This window comes from Albidovulum denitrificans, assembly GCF_002973535.1.
Taxonomy (GTDB): domain Bacteria; phylum Pseudomonadota; class Alphaproteobacteria; order Rhodobacterales; family Rhodobacteraceae; genus Albidovulum; species Albidovulum denitrificans.
In genome coordinates, this window is sequence record NZ_PVEP01000001.1 from 572,144 (window position 1) to 585,932 (window position 13,789).

Sequence of the window (13,789 nt, forward strand, 5' to 3'; positions counted from 1 at the left end):
GTGCCCCGGGGCACAGGACCCGGATGACCAGTGTTAAGGCCCGCAAGCGCTACCCGCGCCCAGGGGCACCGGGTGGTCGTGATTTCGGTCATGGCGCATCCTTCGCACATCGTGGTTACAACATACCACGCCAGGTTTTCTCGTACCGGAGGGCACCTCGGTGCCCGTTGATGGGAGCTAGGTTCAATAGCCCGGGCATTTGACGAACGGAGTCGCTATGCCCGGGTTTTACCTGCCTTCTGAAGACGAGTTTGATCCATCCACTGATGACTTTGTGCTGCCCGCCATATCGAAAGAGCGGAAGTACAAGCACTTCGACCTGCCACTGGTCGACCGCGAGTTGGCATTCGACTTTTCGCGAGAAGATGAACCGCACAGGTTCCTGCCCCTGCTTGGGTTCACCGATGTTGCACGGCGCTATGTCCGCAAGGCATCGGGGGACCGCGAGGTCAAGGTCAAGGAGCGGCCCATCCGGTTTGCGGGCCACGAGGACGCGGCCTATCTTCAAGCCTACGCCGGGCATCTCAACGGGTTCTATGAGAGGGCGCTGGCGCAGGATGGCACCTCCGGCTCCGTTCTGGCTTACCGCCGAGGTGGCGGCACCAACATCCATCATGCCAAGGCGCTGTTCGATGAGATCAGGACGCGGGGCGACTGCACCGTCTTCGCGATGGACATATCCGGCTTCTTCGATTGCCTCGACCACCTTTTGCTCCGCGACGAGGTAGCCGGGCTACTGGGCGTGACCCGACTTGATGGGCACCACGCAACCGTGTGGAAAAACGTTACGCGCTATTCCTGGGTCGAGACGGCCGATCTGGACAAGTTGCTTGGGCGGAAGCGCAACGGTCACGGCCGGGTGTGTTCGCCCGCAGACTTTTCAGATCATGTCCGAGGCCGGAAGGACGGCCTCATTCGGACACATGACCAGACTTTCGGAATCCCGCAGGGAACGCCAGTGTCCGGCCTGTATGCCAACATCTATCTCCGCACCTTTGACCGGGAGATGATCGCCTGGTGCGCCCGGCTGGGCGGTTCCTACAGGCGATATTCGGATGACATAGCGGTCATCCTGCCGCTGGGTGCGAAGGTCCGGCATGTCGTCGCGGTGGTGGAGAAGATGCTTGCCGATTTCGGCTTGGCTATGTCCGTGGACAAGACAGACACCGCCAATTTCAAGTGCGGTCTTCTGGTATCGGCAACGCCAATTCAGTACCTCGGATTCACATTCGACGGGGTGAAAACGCTCATCCGCCCGTCGTCGCTTGATGCGTACCGGGGCAAGATGCGCCGCGGCATTCACGCCAAAATGGTTGCGGCGAAAGCGAAGAACATTCCTTCTCCCGAAGTGTTCAAGCGCGAAAGCCTCGCGCGGTATACCCATCTCGGGAAAAGGCGCAACTTCTTGCGCTACGCCTACAAGGCATCAGAGATCATGGGCTGCCCCGAGATCAGGCAGCAGGTCAGCCACCACGTTACCTGGTTCAACCGGGCCTGGGAGCGCGAAGCTGTGAGGGTGTTCGGCGGACTAGCCACGTCGCCATAAAAAATCCGCGCCCTCGGGAACCACAATCTCCGGTTGATTGCCGCCGCGGATGGGTCTTAGTGAACGTGTCGTTCACGGAATGTTCTGTGACCCATCAACGGAGTGACACCATGACCGACACCAAGAAGATCACCGCCGCCGAACACCACCTGCTGGTTGCCTTCGCCCACTGCGAGAACACACCCCTGAACGGCGCGCCGATGCAGGCGCAGCAGCCGTCCGACCTGTCCACTTGGGTATGGCTCGACGACCGCAAGGTGGGCGACATGACGACCGCCCAGAAGAAAGGTGTTCTCGCATCGCTGGTGAAAAAGGGCTTCGTGACGGTGACGCCGGATTCCGAAGGCGACCTGATCGGCTGGACGGATTCCGGGTTCGCCCTGCTGAAAACGATCCTGGGCCAGCCGCTGCCCGCGCTGACGGTCCAGAAGGGCGCGCAGGAGCCTGTCAAGGGCAAGCCCGCGAAAGCCGCCGGGGCCGCGCCCAAGACCAGCCGCAAGCCCGGTGCAGACGTGATCCTGTTCTTGCCCGCAGACGCACAGAAGGAGCCGCGCCCTGGCACGAAGCGCGCGGCCATCATCGACATGCTGCGCAAGCCGGCAGGCACCACGGTCGAAGAGATCGCCGCTGCGACCGGGTGGAGCCGCGCTGTTGCCTCGTCGGCGCTCTACGTTGACGTGAAAGGTAGCGGCTGGGGTGTGGAAAGACGCGAAGGGCGCCTGCACCTGCTGCCCGAAGGGGTGAAGTGATGATTGGGCGGCGGCCTATGCCGCCCGCCCGACCCTTCCCGCTGGTGCTGCGGCGCGAATGGCGGTGCGACATTCCGAACCCCCGGCTTGGCCGGAAGCGCGCCCTCGCCCTCTTAGCGGCGGCGCAGCCGACGGCCCGACCGAAGCCGTGGAGGGTGCTGAATGATGCCCGTGGATGATGCCGCCGATGCCGTGATCCTCCGGTGGCCGAAGGCGCAGCAGGTCGCGCCACAGCCCAAGGGGCGAACGATACGCCAGCGCCTAGGCTGGCTGGCCTTTCCGATCTGGCTGGTTCGGCTGATCGTCGAGATGATCGGATGGCTGGCCGTGGTCGGCCTTATAACTCGCTTATGAAAACACGACGGGCGGCCCCGGAAGGGACCGCCCGTCGCCGTTTTAAGTGGCCTCGCTGACAAACGCGCGGCCGAGGGTAATCCACGGCTTTTGCAGTGCGCGAAGGTCGTCAATGGTGTGCCCAATGGCAGACAGCGCAAAGCCAAACTCCTTGGAAACCATGAGGACCGAGGCCACCTCAAGGTCATCCGGGTTCCAGAGTTCGAGTTGAACTTGATCAACGATGATGCACTGCCCTTTCAAGGCGACTTGCGACTCGCAAGGGTGCGTACCGATGATTGCCATCGCGCGCAGCAAGTTCTCGCGCTTGACCTTGGGCAGCGCCTCCTGTGCCTCTGCGTAAGTCATGCCGCCACCGCCTTCCCGAAGCCCAGCGCGCGGTCGATGTAGAAGCGCATGGCGTCGAGTTCCTCGCGGATGTCGTTGTCGAGGACGACATACTTGAGGGCCTCAGTCATGGCATCGTGGCGCATGTCGATGGCGTGATCGCGAACCATCAGCACGACAGAGCGGTTGTAGGAACAGTCATCGGGATCGGTCGTCAGGATCGACGCGACGAGGGCGGAGGTATTGATCTCGTCGGTCATTGCGCGGCCTCCGCATTGACGATCCGGCTGACGTCGAGGTACCAGTAAGCGTCGCCCCGGTCGTCGTCGAACTGAAGCATGTAGTCGCCCTTCGGTGCCTCGATACGGGCATTGTAGATGCCCGCCGCATTGATCGCCCGCATGGCCGCGAGGGTCTTTTCTTCGATTTGGTAGTTCATCTGTGGGTTCTCCTATGTTTCTTCCACAAGAGAGAATTTACCCCGACGGTGATTTGGCGTCCTTCTGAGGACGTTAGAGCGGATTGCAGTTCGTTGCCGAACGTCAGAGACGCGCGTCTCTTGGGGCGACGTCGAGCGCCCCACGCGGACACCCGCCAGCGCGACAACCGCAGCGCTGCGGGCGCTCGCTGCGGCTCTCTCACCAGTAGCCGCGCAACGGCACTTGCCCGATGTGCGCACCGACCGACCTGTGATCTGATAGCCAAAATGCCATTGCGCTCGCTAGCGCCATGTCGAGGTGGCCGCTGGCCGTGCCGCCCGTAAGCCGCATCCGGCCGGACACGCCGATGGTCGCCTCGACGGCTTCCAACTCAGCTTGCAATTCCGACCGCATCGGGAAATCCCCGATTAGCAGATCGCCGGTGTGGAGCGCGCTATTCAGCGACCCGAGAAGCAGGTTGCGGGAGACATTGTTGAAGCGGACGCCCCTTTCGGTCGTCTCGGATTCGTTCTCGCCCGACACGATCTGGCAGCGAGTGTGCTGCACGGACTTCGCGTCGAGCAGATCACAATAGCTGCGGCCAGGGCCGCCTGCGTCGGCCACGAGATAGGACCGGCCAGCGAGCATCGGGTCCAGCATCAGGTTTTTCGTGACCTGGGCAAGCTGGACATACGACATGGCGGGCAGACGTTCGCTCCTGACGATTACCCTCCGGCGCGGGCCAAGCGTTTGGTCCGGGCGCGGCACCTGGCTATCTTCGATGATGGCGATGGCGTTCGCGTCCACGGTGCCTGCGCTCTGGGCAATATCAATTGCCACGAGGAACCGACGAAAACCGCGAACCACGGTCACGGCCGGATCATCGCAGGGGATGACAAGTTCCTCGCCGACTTGCACGATCTCATGCGACATGGAGGAAATCTCCCAATTTCAGTTCCGGGGTGTCCGTGAAGGCGGCCGTGATCGTCTCCGGCGCGAAAAACTGGATGCCGCCCTGCCCCATCCAGCGCAGCAGGTGTTCCGTCGCGAATTGGTTCGGCGGCATGAAGCGCTGGTCGAAGGCGACTTTCTCGGCCATGCGGGGTATGTCCACCGACCGCGCGGAAATCTTCTCGATCTCGTTTTCTTCTTCCCAAAGGCGGTGGGCGAACGTGCCTTTCCGGCCCGGCGTGGTGATAGCCAGGATCCTGCCCCCAGTTTCTCGGATCGGCAGGGTGGCCGTGATTGCGTCTTCGCTGATGAACGAGAATTCCTCGTAGACGAGCAATCCGCCGTCCTTCACGCCAAGCCCGCGCGCGGATTCTCCGTCATTCCCGGCCGGGACGCAGACGATCACGGAGCCGTTGTCGAGTTCCATCGTGGTCTGCGTCAGCCGGGTCTTCTGGATCGGCAAACCGAGTTCGTGCCAGGCTTGGAGACACCGTTTAAACAGCAAGGTCGATTGGCTGAGCGTCGGCGACAGGATCACGACGTTCCGGTTCGGAGTCGCGACCGTGTGGGCCGCGAGGATGCCGACCGTTTGCGATTTGCCGACACGACGCGAGCAGCAGGCATAGACGAAGGGCGAGGTGGAGGTCAGCATTTGCTGCTGCCAAGGATCGCACGGGCCACCGACGACGCGCCGGAACAGTGCGGTCGGGTCTAGCCGTTCCTCAAGCGTCCGAAGGTATAGGGCGAGTTGGTCGTCGTCATCCAAGGCGCAACCTCTTCTCCTTGGCGAGCGCCTGGAACGCCGCAAACGCCTCCGGGTATGCCTGGAACGTCGAGAACAGCACGTCAGACAGCTTCGCCCATTCGGGGCTTTCCTGAATGGGCGTGATGATCGTGGTCTTGGCCTGGAGAGCGGAATAGGCCTTCGTCAGCCGGTCGAGCGACTGCCCCATGTCGCGCAGCAGTTGAGCCAGCGCGGGCGCAAGGTCTTCGATGTCTCGCCCCTCGCCGATCTTCGCCTTGATCAGCGCATAGATTTCCCTCTGCTCCTTGATCACGAGGCGAAGGCCGTTCTGGATTTCGTCCTGCCCCTCGTTCACCTTTTCGTCGAGCGCGTTCGCCGCTTGCTCCTGATCCATCACGAGGCACAGCTTCTGCACCTCGGGCGTGATGAATTTGGACCTGAACCTGTCCAAGGAGGCCGTGGTCACGCCGCAGCGTTTGGCAATGTCCGTGAGGGTGCGGCGTTTCAGGACCACATCCAGAACAACGTCGTGAACATCTGGCCGATTGCGGATAACGGAACGCCGCCCAAGGCCTGACTCCTTGGGCAGCGCCGCTTTGATCTTGGCGGTGTCGATGGCCACTAGCGCGCCTCCGCGAGTGTCTGCCCGGCCAGTTCGACCAGGTGCGGCGCGATCTTGCGGACGACGCGGCGCGCGACCAAGCGCACGCCTGGATGCGCGACAGGGCCGCAGATGCGCGCGATGAAGTCCGGTTCCTCGGACGAGAGCAGGCAATCCAGAATTGCGTTGCGGGTGACTGCGACGTGAAACTCGGGCGGGCGGCGCTTGCCCGTCAGGAAGCCGCGCGCCACCTGGTCGGCAGCTTGGGTGAGGTCCACGGCATCACTCCACGATCTCGATGGAGGTGCCATTCGCCTGTGCCTGCGCCTTCGCCCGGCGATAGATGGCGGGATCGCGCGCCTGCTCGCGAGTGAGCCGGATCGGCTCGGGCGTCAGGATGGATTTGATTGCCGCCGGGGAGTCGCCACGCTCCAGAAGGGTCTTGAGTTGCGAGAAGTCAGCGGCTGACTGTTCGCGTTGCCGCTTCGCATCCTTGATTTCATCCAGGAGGCGACGATTGTGCTCGACCACGCCGGACAGCTTCTCGTCGATCTGCTTCGTCAGCAGTTCCGACATGCTTTCCAGGAGGCGGGGCGATGCCTTCTCGATGAACTTGGCGAGAAGCGCGTCGTTTTCTTCGGACATGGAGTTTCCTTTCACGTTCTAGGCAAAGAAAAAGGCAGGCCCGAGAGCCTGCCTTTCCCTGAACGTGGAAGTGCAGCAGGAACCCCGCTCCTACGCGTTCAATATGCGACATTCCGTGGAGTCCACTCGACCACAGAACGCAGCAGTCCGCCCTAAGCCGCTGCGCGCGCTGCCAATTTCCAGGTAATGCCGTCCAACTCGGCCAGCCCGGCTTTGCGCGCCTTGTCGAGACGCCACCTAAGGGCCTCCTTGTCCATGGTCCCGCCCATGTCGAAGAACAGTTCCCGCAGGGTCTTCGGGCCTTCGCGCAGGTGCCGCAAGATGGCTGCCGACTGCTTGAGCTTCGCATCCTGTTCGATGGCCTTCGCGAGGCGGCGTTCTTCGTCCGCTGTGGCCCTTGCCCTCTCGGCTGCCGCGTTGCGTTCGGCGGCTGCTGCTTCCGCGCGGCGCTTTTCTGCGTCCGTTTTGCGACGGGCGAGCCAGTCCGCATGGGCCGCTTCACGGGCGGCGGTGGCTTCGGCGGTGTTCGCATCTCGCGCCTTCTTCTCAGCCCACAGCGCCAGAGCATCTGCCGAGAAGTCGGTCAGCGAGCGCCCGTCGGGCATCAAAGGGGGCGGCAGCTTGCGGTCCAAGATGGCGATAGTGCGACGCCGCAGCACGTCGCCGTCGAGGCCGACGAGGGAGCAGAGGTGGTTGCGGTCCGCAGCATCTGCACCCTTCTCGGCTGTCAGCCAGCGCAAGGCAGACAAACGCGTCGAAGTGCGCATTGTGTCAGATACAGTCGAACCGAGACCCCCGAAGAGGTCCCGGATCACTTGAGCGATGATCGCGGAGACGAGGCGGGATTCCGGCGTCATAGGTCAGTTCAGGCCGCCCGCGCCCAGGATCGGGAAGGGTGGCGACAGGTCGCCGCCCTCCTCCTCGATCAAGGTCTTTTCCTCTTCCCAGGTGCGGTCTGCTGGGGCGACTTCGCCCTGTTGCAGGTTCTCCCACAAAGTCTGCCGCGAGATCGCACCCGATTGCCAAAGCTTGAGATTGGCCTCGATCATCTTCGGGTCTGCCGTGACTTCCAGGAAGTCGCGCGACAGGGTGATGCACGTCTCGTCAGGCGATGCGCCAACCCACTCGGCGGCCAAGCGCAGCAGGAAGTTGAGGGCGGCTTCCGTCGAGACGACCGCGCCGTGAAGCAGCGACAGTTCCGAACGCGTCCGCATCGAAGCGGTCGAGATGTCTTCGTTGCGGTTGATGGTGGTCGAGAGCATCCGCGCGCCCATCGAGACCATCATGGATTCGAGATCGGCCATCTCGTCGCGCATGGCCGAGACGCCTGCACCCGTAAATTCCAACTGGCCGACCTGGCAGTTCTCGGGCAGCAGCCACAGCGCACCCGCGCCGATGGCTTGCGGCACCTTGTTCGCGGGCACGGAGCCGGAAATCCAGGGCGTCGGGCTGGCCGTCAGGTGCAGCGCGTGGCGGCGGTCGCAGGAGGTGGCGAAGTGTGCGAGGGCCGTCTTGCACAGCGACAGGAAGGGCGGCGTGACGTCTTCGGGCCGGATGCCTTCATGGGACAGCAGGACGAATGGGATGGCGTTGAGCGCTTTGCCGTTGACCGTGGGGATCACTTCTTCGCCTACGTTCACCCGGTTCTTCTGGTCGTCCAGGATGAAGCGGCGGAACTTGTAGATGGTGTCTTCCAGGAGCAGTTCGTAGTGGACCTGGGAACCGTCGAAGTCTTCGTCTGCCTCGAGCACCACGCGGGTCAGCACCTTGCGGCCATCCACGAAAGCCGTGGTGTAGTCCGCGACGCACTCGGCCTCGAACCGGGCGATGTGAGGCACCGTGTTGACCGATGTGCCGCTGGCCGGAAAATCGAGCAGCAACCCAACGCGACCCAGAGACAGCACATCGCGCAGCACGTCTTCCAGGAGGATCGACAGCGGCGCGTTGTCGTCGGTCGCGTTGAGGCGAAGGGGTTCCAGCCGAGAAGGGAGGCGAACCACAGGGGCCTTGCGGCCCGCGATGCCGACCAAGGCGCGCAACGTCATCTCCGGCACGCCCGAGAAGTGCCCACGATTGAGATAGGCGGCATACTGCTGGGCGGTCATCGCGTCCGGCCGAGGCGTTAGCCACTCGCCCGCCTGTTTCACGGCATCGTCGCCCTCAAGGCAGGTGCGGATCAGCTTATATTGGCTGCTGAGGCCTTGGCGGATGGGCATCGGGATCACGCCATCACGAAGGGGAAGACATGGACGAGCGGGATGACCGCGCAGCCCGAGCCGACATGAATCTTGAGATCGGTCGAATTCTTCACGAGGAAGATCGCACCGGCAATCTGCTCGCGAGTTTCCGGTTCATCGAGCAGCGCTTTGATCGCGGCGACGAGCGACGCCTTCGCCATGGGCACGGTGAACGTCCAGGACGACGAGTCAGTCGCGCCCGTGATCTGCGTGGTCTCCCCGTGATCGTCGAGGGTGTATCTTTGCATTGAAGGTTCCTGTGTGGGGTCGGTGGACGAGGGTGGAAAGGACTAGCGCGCTGCCTCGTCCACCGGATGAGGGCCATGCGCGTGACGATCATCGGTGCCAGCGATTGCAATGCCCAGCGGGCGACCGTTGCAGAGCGTTGCAGATTGCCCGGCGCGCCAGCAGGCGAGGCATTGGCCGGTTCTGGTGAGGTGGGCGCTGGTGGGATGGTCGGGGCATTGCTCGGAGGCGTCGGGCGAATAGAGCGGCTGCTCTGTCTCGCGCGCGGTGTGGCGGTCGGGGTAACGAGGGATGCGCGCGAGGGTGCCGTTGACGAGGCAGACCATGGTCAGGCGTTGGCGGCTTGCATGGCTTCAACGAATTTCCAGGATGCGGCAACCAGCGCCTCGTGCGCGCCTTGGCGAACACCCGCTGCCGCTTTCGGGTCCAGCGCAACGGCCGCCTTGATCGAGTGGGCGACAACGAGGCGGCTGAGGGCGATTTCTACGGCATTGCTTACGTCAGTCTTCATCACCGGGGTCTCCGTTCAGGGGTGGTGCGAGGATCATCGCGGGGCGACCAGGGAAACGCGACCGGAGCAATGAGGTAGCGCGGCGGGGCGGCTGCGGTGTTCTAGGTGGTGGGCGGGGTGACATGGATTCTCTGAAAAATGGCGCTGACTGTGGTCCCGGGGTTCCCTCTCTGGAAAAAGGGGGGTCATTCGATGAACTTGAGGACTTATGCAAGCACGTCATGCCTTTTCCGATTACCTATGCGTTGGCTGCATACGTCCTAGATCACATGCTCACGCAGCATACGTTCTAATCGCGAATAACGCTTTGCTTTCAATTAGGTTGGGCGGCGCGTAGTCGGCGGTTTGTAGTGACTTTGCAGGCGGCGCAGATTGTATGCAGTTGCATACAGTCCTTAGCGGACGCCCTTCCCTGACTGTGAGTGGCGACGTGACCGTGATCGGCCTCGCAAAGGCGCAAACCACCCCATTTTCTAACATGCCATACATTTAATTAATGGATGGATGGACGTTCTATTCCCTTGCGCGACCAGAAATACATGGATGTTTGCCTCCATCCATCCATTGATTTTTCGTCATGGATGTTGCGCTCGCCCCCATTTTGCGCCTTTGCGAGGCTGCCATCGCCCGAGCGCACAGCAACGCGCCCGAAGACACCACAACACAGCAAACCGCCATGAATTAATGGATGGCGCTCAAAGCAACGGGGACGCCCGAAGACGCCCCCGAAAACCTCCATCCATTAATTTTCCCGAATGGATGGCGCCATCCATTAAAACGGCACATCCACCTGTGCCCCACGCGCCCTTTCTTCGGCCTGTGTCGTCAGTTCGGCCATGTGCTGCTTGTGCATGGCGATGATGTCTTCGACCGATGCCTCAACATCCTCGACCTTCTCGAAGACGAACTCGCGGTTGTGCCCGCGCGTCATGCGCCAGCCGTGCGTCTTCTCGATCAAGCCCGACGCCTGCACGATCCGGGGCGAGATCGCCCGCGCATTGCCGCCGACGCGCGCGAACCGCAGATCGACATGCTCGGGCGCAGTTTCGGATGCCTGAGCCTGAGCGATCATCTGGGCCGACTTCACGTCTTGCTCGGCCGGGATCTTTTGGTTCGCCCGGTACATGCCAAGCGCGCAACTGTTGCGGAAGTCATTCGTGTCGATGCGCACCCATTCACGCGGCTTCAACTCGGCATAGGCAACGTCGGATTGATCGCGCAGAATGCGGACGTCGGACAGGAAGTCGAGGGCGAGCAGCTTGCGCTTCTCGGTTGCCGTGAAGGGTACCTTGCCCGTGTAGCCGTGCTCTTGCGCAAAACGCCAGAACGACAGTGCCGAGTATTTCTTCGCGGATGACAGCTTGTCCCATTCGCGGTCGTCACCCGGCTTGAACGCCCTCGACGTCTGCGACCACGCGACCCAACGACCGCGCGCCCACTCGCTTTCCTTGCCGAAGGCGGCTTGCAGGCAGATGCCCGCAGCGCCCCAATCGTCGCGGTTGTCGGGGTCGTACTTCTGGATGAAGGCGTCAAAGGCCGCATCGCGGTCTTCTGAGGTGGTGTCAGCGGCCTTCTTGCGACCGGCTTTTTTGCCCGCGTATTCGAACACGATGAAGTCGTCGTCCGAAGTGGTCCAGGCACCCGCGTCGAGCAGAACCAGCCGGTGTGATTGCCTGCCGAACGGCAGCGCACAAACCTGCTGTCCCGCGCCCTTCGGCAGCACCTCAACGAAACCGTCCGCGAGTTCGCCACCGGCCTTACGTTCGAGGCCAGCCTTTTTCAGGATGAAGTCGGCCTGCTCTTTCACCTGGTCCACGCGCTTCGGCGTCTTGAAGGTGACCCAGATATGTGCGCCGTGACCGCTGCCCGAGATAAAGCCGTAGGCCGGGATTTCATGCTCGTCGAGCACCGTCGCGACGGCGCGGTAGCGGGCAATGATCTCGTCTTGGGTCAGGCGCTGATTGTGATCGTCGAAGTCGAAGATCATGAAGCGAGTATGGTCGCGCGCGTCGGGCGCGGTTTCTGTGCCGACGTTGAGCCAGATCGCGCGGCAATCTTCGCCACGTTTCAGATGCTCGCGCAGTTCATCGTCGGTCAATGGTTCATTGATCGGCCGATAGTACCACTTGTTCTTCGCCGTATCCCAGGCACGGACAGAATACCCGCTCTTGTCAGCGAGGTTCCGCCAGAGTCGCAAACATTCCATGATGATCAGCCACCCGCCTTCACGCGGCCGGCTTCCATCCAGGCATCGAGATCGGATTTCTTGTACTTCACGCGCCCGGCGGCCTTGAAATAGTCCGGGCCGCGCCGCGGCGACATGGTGCGCCACAGTTCGAGGTTCGACTTGGAATAGCCGAGGTAGTGAGCGGCTTGCGCCGTGTCGAGGTATTCATTCTGGGTGTCGCGCATAGCGAGCATCTCCCCGTTCAAGGGTTAGATGTCTCACTGCGCGTCCCGTGGGTGCCGAGGTTTTCCGCTTAGCGGCGGTTTACCCATCCATCAGGATCGGGCTCCGCCCAGCTACCTCTGCCGCACTACCCCACGCGTTTCCGCAGTCATTCGGCCGCCACGTTCATCACGGCCAAGACGGGTTCAGTAAGAAAGAATGTAGTGCGCTTTCAGACGCATTACAAGGACCACAACAAGGTAGAGTCAGAAATTCCCCAGTTAGATCAGGCCCCTGCGTTTAAACGCCGAGATGATCTGCTCCATCGGGGCGCGCAACCGCTCGTGTCCGACGACGATATACCGCGCCCCCGTGACCGACGTCGGGGTGTGGTTCAGCAGGCGGCCGACCGTTTCTTCAAGCAAGCCGCCCTCGTTCTCCGCGAAGGTCGCAAAGGTGCGGCGGTGGTCGTGCGCGGACCAAGCGAGACGCGTGGGCGCGCGCAGGTGAACGGCGTGGCGGGTGCCGTGGAAGACGTATTCCGAACGGTATGCGCGCATCGGTTCGAGGATGGCGTGATGCTCGGGCAGAAGCGGCAGGTTGAAGGCGCGGCCGTTCTTCGTCTCGGGCAGATGCAGGTGATCGTCAAACACCTGCTCCCACCGCAGGGTCATCGCCTCCTCCTTGCGCAAGCCGGTGAGCAGCAGGAAGTAGTAATAGGCGCGGTGGACGGGATTCTCGATGGCATCGACCGCTTTCTTCCATGCGTCGAGGTCGTCGATGATCCGATGCGACGGCTCCTCCGGGAACCACTCGACGGCCACCGTCGGGCATTCGGGAAGGTCATGCGTCCGGCGCGCATGGTTCCAGATCGAGCGGAAGGATTTCAGGACATGGTTGGCCACGCGCTCCCCGCCGATCATGCAGGGACGCCCGCGAGAGTTGACGCCCTCCCGCTCGACTGCGATCCGGCTGTGGGCCGCAACGCAATCCGCCTTCGTGATCTCGTCCAGGGGGCGCTTGAGCCAGGCTTTCAGATGGCTTTCCATCTGCGACTTCACCTGATCCTTGTTCGCCTCTGACCGCAGTTTCGGCCGCGCGATGTAGGCGGCCGTCGCCTCGGTCAGCGTCGGAATCTTTGCCGCGCGCAGGCGCTTCGCAACGGCTCCCGAGGCGTATTCCCCGACGAGAAGACCGGCTTCGTACCGGGCATCTGCCACGCGTGTTTCCGGCCAGGTGCCGAGCTTCGTCCTGACCGTCTTCCCCTTCACGTCCTTCTGGAAGTAGAAGGTTTTCGTCTCCTTCCCCGTGAACAGGCCGAAACCCTTGATCTCGGTGTCCCAGAATTTCGCGTTCGGCGCAGCGGTCTTCACCGCCGCCTCCGTGAACTTCATCCTCTCACTCGCCATCGCCCATCGCCCTTTCTGTAGGCGTTTTGTAGTCAGCGTTATCAAACGCGCTACCACGCACTCGGACGACGATCAACGATTAGTGCAATGATTTCAACCACTTTCCAAGGCGTTCAAATGTTCTCGAACCAAACACACATGCTTCCCAAGCTTACGACGAGGGTTCGATTCCCTTCACCCGCTCCATCCCCCGTTCCCTTTCCCCTCCCCACCCGCTAGTCACGGGGAGGAAATCTCAGCAGAGGATGGATCATGTCGAATATCACCCGAATCGAGACCGGCAAACGCATGTCGAACGTTGTCATCCATGACGGCACTATCCGTCTTGCGGGCGTCGTGGGCGAGCCCGGCGGGGACGCGGGCCAGCAGACCAGGGACATTCTGGCCGAGATCGACCGCCTTCTGGCGCTGGCCGGGTCGGACAAGACGCGGATGCTGCGGGCGCAGATCTGGCTCGCCGACATCAACCGCGACTTTGCCGCGATGAACGCCGTCTGGGACGCCTGGGTCCCCGAAGGCCACGCCCCCGCCCGCGCCACGGGTGAGGCGAGCCTTGCGACGCCGGACTATCTGGTGGAGATCATCGTGGACGCAGCCGTCGCCTGACCGGCGATAGACTGTTTCCACCTCGGAAAGAATTAACAATGGCCTCCCGCCGCA

Annotated in this window: 19 protein-coding genes; 4 read left to right on the plus strand and 15 right to left on the minus strand. The window is 62.3% G+C overall.

Translation table 11 applies throughout. From position 1 onward, the window contains the following. Positions 1-217: 217 nt before the first annotated feature. The 3 genes from drt2 (at position 218) to LX70_RS02720 (ending at position 2,649) form a co-directional block, all read left to right on the plus strand. The gene (drt2, locus tag LX70_RS02710) at positions 218-1,546 is read left to right on the plus strand and encodes an antiviral reverse transcriptase Drt2 (RefSeq protein WP_105512986.1); all 1,329 of its coding nucleotides are present in this window, start codon (positions 218-220) and stop codon (positions 1,544-1,546) included. A 110-nt stretch (positions 1,547-1,656) separates the two neighbouring features. Then, a complete protein-coding gene (locus LX70_RS02715; protein ID WP_245884902.1) occupies positions 1,657-2,295 on the plus strand; it encodes a DUF3489 domain-containing protein in 639 nt (212 codons plus the stop codon). A 162-nt stretch (positions 2,296-2,457) separates the two neighbouring features. Further along, positions 2,458-2,649, plus strand: a complete 192-nt coding sequence (locus LX70_RS02720) for a hypothetical protein (RefSeq protein ID WP_105512987.1) — start codon at positions 2,458-2,460, stop codon at positions 2,647-2,649. Between the two features lie 42 nt (positions 2,650-2,691). On the opposite strand, the gene LX70_RS02725 is transcribed toward LX70_RS02720, so the two are convergent. The 15 genes from LX70_RS02725 to LX70_RS02800 all read right to left on the minus strand — a co-directional run bounded on the left by LX70_RS02725 (position 2,692) and on the right by LX70_RS02800 (position 13,114). Next, positions 2,692-2,997 carry a hypothetical protein gene (locus LX70_RS02725; protein ID WP_105512988.1) on the minus strand — a complete coding sequence of 102 codons (306 nt, stop codon included), beginning with the start codon at positions 2,995-2,997 and terminating at the stop codon, positions 2,692-2,694. Further along, positions 2,994-3,236, minus strand: a complete 243-nt coding sequence (locus tag LX70_RS02730) for a hypothetical protein (protein ID WP_105512989.1) — start codon at positions 3,234-3,236, stop codon at positions 2,994-2,996. Before LX70_RS02730 ends, LX70_RS02725 begins: the two co-directional genes overlap by 4 nt. Next, a complete protein-coding gene (locus tag LX70_RS02735; protein ID WP_105512990.1) occupies positions 3,233-3,415 on the minus strand; it encodes a hypothetical protein in 183 nt (60 codons plus the stop codon). Before LX70_RS02735 ends, LX70_RS02730 begins: the two co-directional genes overlap by 4 nt. 199 nt (positions 3,416-3,614) lie before the next feature. Next, on the minus strand, positions 3,615-4,328 hold the full coding sequence (locus LX70_RS02740; protein WP_105512991.1) for a hypothetical protein: 714 nt from the start codon (positions 4,326-4,328) through the stop codon (positions 3,615-3,617). Next, positions 4,318-5,112, minus strand: coding sequence for a terminase large subunit domain-containing protein (locus LX70_RS02745; protein ID WP_146111532.1), 795 nt, complete (start codon positions 5,110-5,112; stop codon positions 4,318-4,320). The genes LX70_RS02740 and LX70_RS02745 overlap by 11 nt, the downstream gene beginning before the upstream one ends. After that, positions 5,105-5,713, minus strand: coding sequence for a hypothetical protein (locus tag LX70_RS02750; protein WP_105512993.1), 609 nt, complete (start codon positions 5,711-5,713; stop codon positions 5,105-5,107). The genes LX70_RS02745 and LX70_RS02750 overlap by 8 nt, the downstream gene beginning before the upstream one ends. Next, complete coding sequence (locus LX70_RS02755) at positions 5,713-5,970, minus strand: hypothetical protein (RefSeq protein WP_105512994.1); 258 nt, start codon at positions 5,968-5,970, stop codon at positions 5,713-5,715. The genes LX70_RS02750 and LX70_RS02755 overlap by 1 nt, the downstream gene beginning before the upstream one ends. Positions 5,971-5,974: 4 nt before the next feature. Next, positions 5,975-6,337: a hypothetical protein gene (locus tag LX70_RS02760; RefSeq protein WP_105512995.1), complete on the minus strand. Its 363-nt coding sequence runs from the start codon at positions 6,335-6,337 to the stop codon at positions 5,975-5,977. A 152-nt stretch (positions 6,338-6,489) separates the two neighbouring features. Beyond that, positions 6,490-7,194, minus strand: coding sequence for a hypothetical protein (locus LX70_RS02765; protein WP_105512996.1), 705 nt, complete (start codon positions 7,192-7,194; stop codon positions 6,490-6,492). 3 nt (positions 7,195-7,197) lie between these two features. Then, complete coding sequence (locus LX70_RS02770) at positions 7,198-8,553, minus strand: DUF4055 domain-containing protein (protein WP_105513564.1); 1,356 nt, start codon at positions 8,551-8,553, stop codon at positions 7,198-7,200. 5 nt (positions 8,554-8,558) lie between these two features. Then, positions 8,559-8,822, minus strand: coding sequence for a hypothetical protein (locus tag LX70_RS02775; protein WP_105512997.1), 264 nt, complete (start codon positions 8,820-8,822; stop codon positions 8,559-8,561). A gap of 326 nt (positions 8,823-9,148) precedes the next feature. Then, complete coding sequence (locus tag LX70_RS02785) at positions 9,149-9,331, minus strand: hypothetical protein (RefSeq protein ID WP_105512999.1); 183 nt, start codon at positions 9,329-9,331, stop codon at positions 9,149-9,151. Between the two features lie 772 nt (positions 9,332-10,103). Next, positions 10,104-11,537 carry a TOTE conflict system archaeo-eukaryotic primase domain-containing protein gene (locus LX70_RS02790; RefSeq protein WP_146111533.1) on the minus strand — a complete coding sequence of 478 codons (1,434 nt, stop codon included), beginning with the start codon at positions 11,535-11,537 and terminating at the stop codon, positions 10,104-10,106. 5 nt (positions 11,538-11,542) lie between these two features. Continuing rightward, positions 11,543-11,743 carry a helix-turn-helix transcriptional regulator gene (locus LX70_RS02795; protein WP_105513001.1) on the minus strand — a complete coding sequence of 67 codons (201 nt, stop codon included), beginning with the start codon at positions 11,741-11,743 and terminating at the stop codon, positions 11,543-11,545. A 258-nt stretch (positions 11,744-12,001) separates the two neighbouring features. Then, positions 12,002-13,114 (minus strand): tyrosine-type recombinase/integrase, encoded by a 1,113-nt coding sequence (locus LX70_RS02800; protein WP_170076099.1) that lies wholly within the window; start codon positions 13,112-13,114, stop codon positions 12,002-12,004. A gap of 267 nt (positions 13,115-13,381) precedes the next feature. Here LX70_RS02800 and LX70_RS02805 point away from each other — a divergent pair, with 267 nt between their 5' ends. Then, on the plus strand, positions 13,382-13,735 hold the full coding sequence (locus LX70_RS02805; protein WP_105513003.1) for a RidA family protein: 354 nt from the start codon (positions 13,382-13,384) through the stop codon (positions 13,733-13,735). Positions 13,736-13,789 lie beyond the last annotated feature (54 nt).